Here is a 3,019-nt window from a genome sequence, read left to right on the forward strand (position 1 = left end):
TCCTGTGAACGGTTGCCATCCGCGCCCTGCCGCAGGAGCGGTTTGCCTTTTGCAGGGTTTCAGTCGCGGGCCAAATTGCACTGCCTCTTTCGGTCTGCGATGAGTGAGCTTTGAAACCCGGAAAAAGGTAACCGCTTCAAGGCGGGATATAACGGGTTCACCGAATATTTACGGACGCAAAGGCCTTTTCCGTGTCTCCAAGCCAAGACCGTTTTCGCTTAAGTTTCTTTATATCAAATATGCATTTCATCGGTCAAGGACTGTTTTTCATATGCCGGTCTCCTGATTGGCTGATTGAGGAGGCGATTCATCCGGATTGGGTGGAGATGGGGCCGTAAATTCAGGAAGTATCGGCCTGGATTTAAACAAAAAAGTCATTCTTTCCGATAAAAAAGATATAATAATCCCGGATTACGTAGCGACCAAGTCTGTAACTTCTCAATAAATTGAGAAATTACCCAAGTTTGCCAAAAATGCGAGGCGGAGGGCACGCGGACATACTTTTGTACTTTAAAATCGGCCGCTCCTCAGCGCTGATGAATGGTATGAGATGGATCTGGTAGGAAACCTTTCGGTCTTTAATCCTGCATTAGTCCTGCAGACCTTAAGCCTGACCTCGCTCTCCGGCGAGCTCAAGTTTGTAATTGCCGGCAATGCAGCAAGCTTCTACTTCAGGGATGGGCACCTCGTCTACGCCAGAATGGATAACAACAAGAAAAAAATCGGCCAATTTCTTATCGAACATGAGTGGATCACCAAGGAACAGCTGAAGTGGGGTCTCCAAATCTTTCAAAAAGAACGCGGCCGCAAGCGCATCGGACAGATACTGGCGGAAAACGGGTTCCTGGATTATGCTGACTTGGTTTCTGTGGTTCACGAACAGATCAGGGAAATAGTCTTCGAAGTCCTCACTTGGCGGAAGGGGCATTTCGTTTACCGCGACAAGGTATATCCGGAGTCGGAGGATATCCTTGTTGATGAAAGGCTTGATTACTTGATCCTGGAAGGCCTTGCACGTCTGGACGAGGAAAAAGCCACCTCCTGACGATTGCCGCCTTTCTCCCGAGGCCCTTGATCGATGGGCCCTCACCAATTAATTCAAAGAACCTGCTTTACATACGCTCGGGAGATATCTTATACTCTACTTGTCAATGGAGAAGATAAGACAAGACTCACAGCTTTCTATTGTCCGGGAAATCATGGCTGAATTTGCCGATCTGACCGGTCTTTCACCAGCCAGGGAGACTCCGCGACGCTATTTGTGGACAGACGCTTTCGCCGTATGCAACTTCTTAGAGCTTTATCGCCAAACGAGTGATGAAACATACAAAAACATGGCCTTGCTGCTGGTTGATCAGGTTCACAACATACTCGGCCGGCACCGAGAAGACGACCCACGAAGCGGCTGGATCAGCGGCCTCGTGGAACAGGAAGGGAAAATGCACCCTACAAAAGGTGGCTTGAGAATCGGCAAGAAAATGAACGAACGGGGGCCTGCTGATCCATTTGACGAACGTCTGGAATGGGAGCGTGACGGACAGTACTACCATTACCTGACGAAATGGATGCACTCTCTCAATTGCGTGAGCCGGGTCACTGGCGATATGGTTTACAATACGTGGGCGATAGAGCTTGCGAAAACGGCCCACGCTGGGTTTACTTATGTTCCATTTTCAGGCGGCCAGAAACGCATGTACTGGAAAATGAGCATAGACCTCTCCCGTCCGCTTATACAGTCTATGGGACAGCACGATCCTCTCGATGGGTTCATCACATACAACCAGCTTCAAGCGACCGCAGATAAAAGTTCGCAAAAATCACCGGACCTGGATCTCAATAAGGAGATCTCCGACATGGCCAATATTTGCCAAGGAAAAACCTGGGTCACGGATGACCCGCTCGGTATTGGTGGCCTTTTGTGTAACGCCTACAGAGTAGTACAACTGATAATCGACAAAAATTTTGAACAGACCAATCTGCCGGGGGTTCTGTTGGATTCTTCTCTGCCGGGCCTGGAATCCTACGTGAGAATGAATCATCTGGAGCTCCCTGCCGATCATCGTCTTGCATTTCGGGAACTGGGATTGACTATCGGACTGAAGGCTGTCGAAAGGCTACAGGGATTGATTGAGGGTAACCCGGACCTTTTTAATAAGAAGCATCCACTACTCCGCACGCGGATTGAAAACCTGATGCAGTACGCGCCGTTAATCAAAACAATTGAGAACTTCTGGCTTGAACGTACAAGCAGAGAAGCCATCAGTTGGGCAGAGCACAGGGACATCAATATGGTTATGCTTGCGACCAGCCTATCTCCTGATGGATATTTGACACTGTAAACAAAAACGGGTGCGGTCCATTTCCCCGGTTCACAGGTCATGATGCCACCTTGTACGTTTCTTATCATAACGTTGAGAATCGTGAGGAGCTTCCGCCCCTGATAGTTCACTTGCGAAAAAACCACTATCTCGGTTCAAGGGCGCAACCCCTGCCAATGTATGTGGCAATCTGCTTACGGTTTAACTTCCCTAATTTTGAAATTATACAGATATGGCATCAAGAAAACGGCGTTCATCCCCTTTTCTTGAAAGGGCAAATTCATTTTTGAGTTTTTTGAGCAATGAGTGTAGTATATACATGCGAGACCTCTGATACGGTTTGGTTTTGATAATACAAATATACCATAACTTGGTCTCGCTTTCACTAATAACTAATTGTTTTTACAGGATTATTATATATTTTTGTCTGACGATACAGTAAATATTCGGAGAACCCGTTATATCCTGCCTTGAAGCGGTTACCTTTTTCCGGGTTTTAAAGCTCACTCATTGCGGACCGGAGAGGCAGTGCAATCCGACCCGCGGTTGAAACCCTGCAAAAGGCAAACCGCTCCTGAGCGTGTCCCGTAAATCATATCAGCCGAAGATTTCGATTCGGCCAAATTTTGGCCTTATGCCCCTCTGGACTTTCTGGAAATGCTGATTATTGAGATTCATTGTCATAAGAGCCTTATTCCACC

The 3,019-nt window shown here is 47.6% G+C and carries 2 protein-coding genes; both read left to right on the forward strand.

Features of this window, described 5'->3' with window-relative positions:
• Window positions 1-550 precede the first annotated feature (550 nt).
• Entirely contained in the window at window positions 551-1,045 is a 495-nt protein-coding gene (locus C4B57_05615) for a hypothetical protein (protein PXF54806.1), read from the forward strand.
• Between the two features lie 115 nt (window positions 1,046-1,160).
• A complete protein-coding gene (locus C4B57_05620; protein ID PXF54859.1) occupies window positions 1,161-2,339 on the forward strand; it encodes a hypothetical protein in 1,179 nt (392 codons plus the stop codon).
• Window positions 2,340-3,019 lie beyond the last annotated feature (680 nt).

The organism is Deltaproteobacteria bacterium (genome assembly GCA_003194485.1).
In the GTDB taxonomy this organism is placed as follows: domain Bacteria; phylum Desulfobacterota; class Dissulfuribacteria; order Dissulfuribacterales; family UBA3076; genus UBA3076.

Bases quoted from the DNA above. Each gene is read 5' to 3' on its own strand.
- C4B57_05615 (PXF54806.1), top strand. From the start codon at position 551: ATGGATCTGGTAGGAAACCTTTCGGTCTTTAATCCTGCATTAGTCCTG.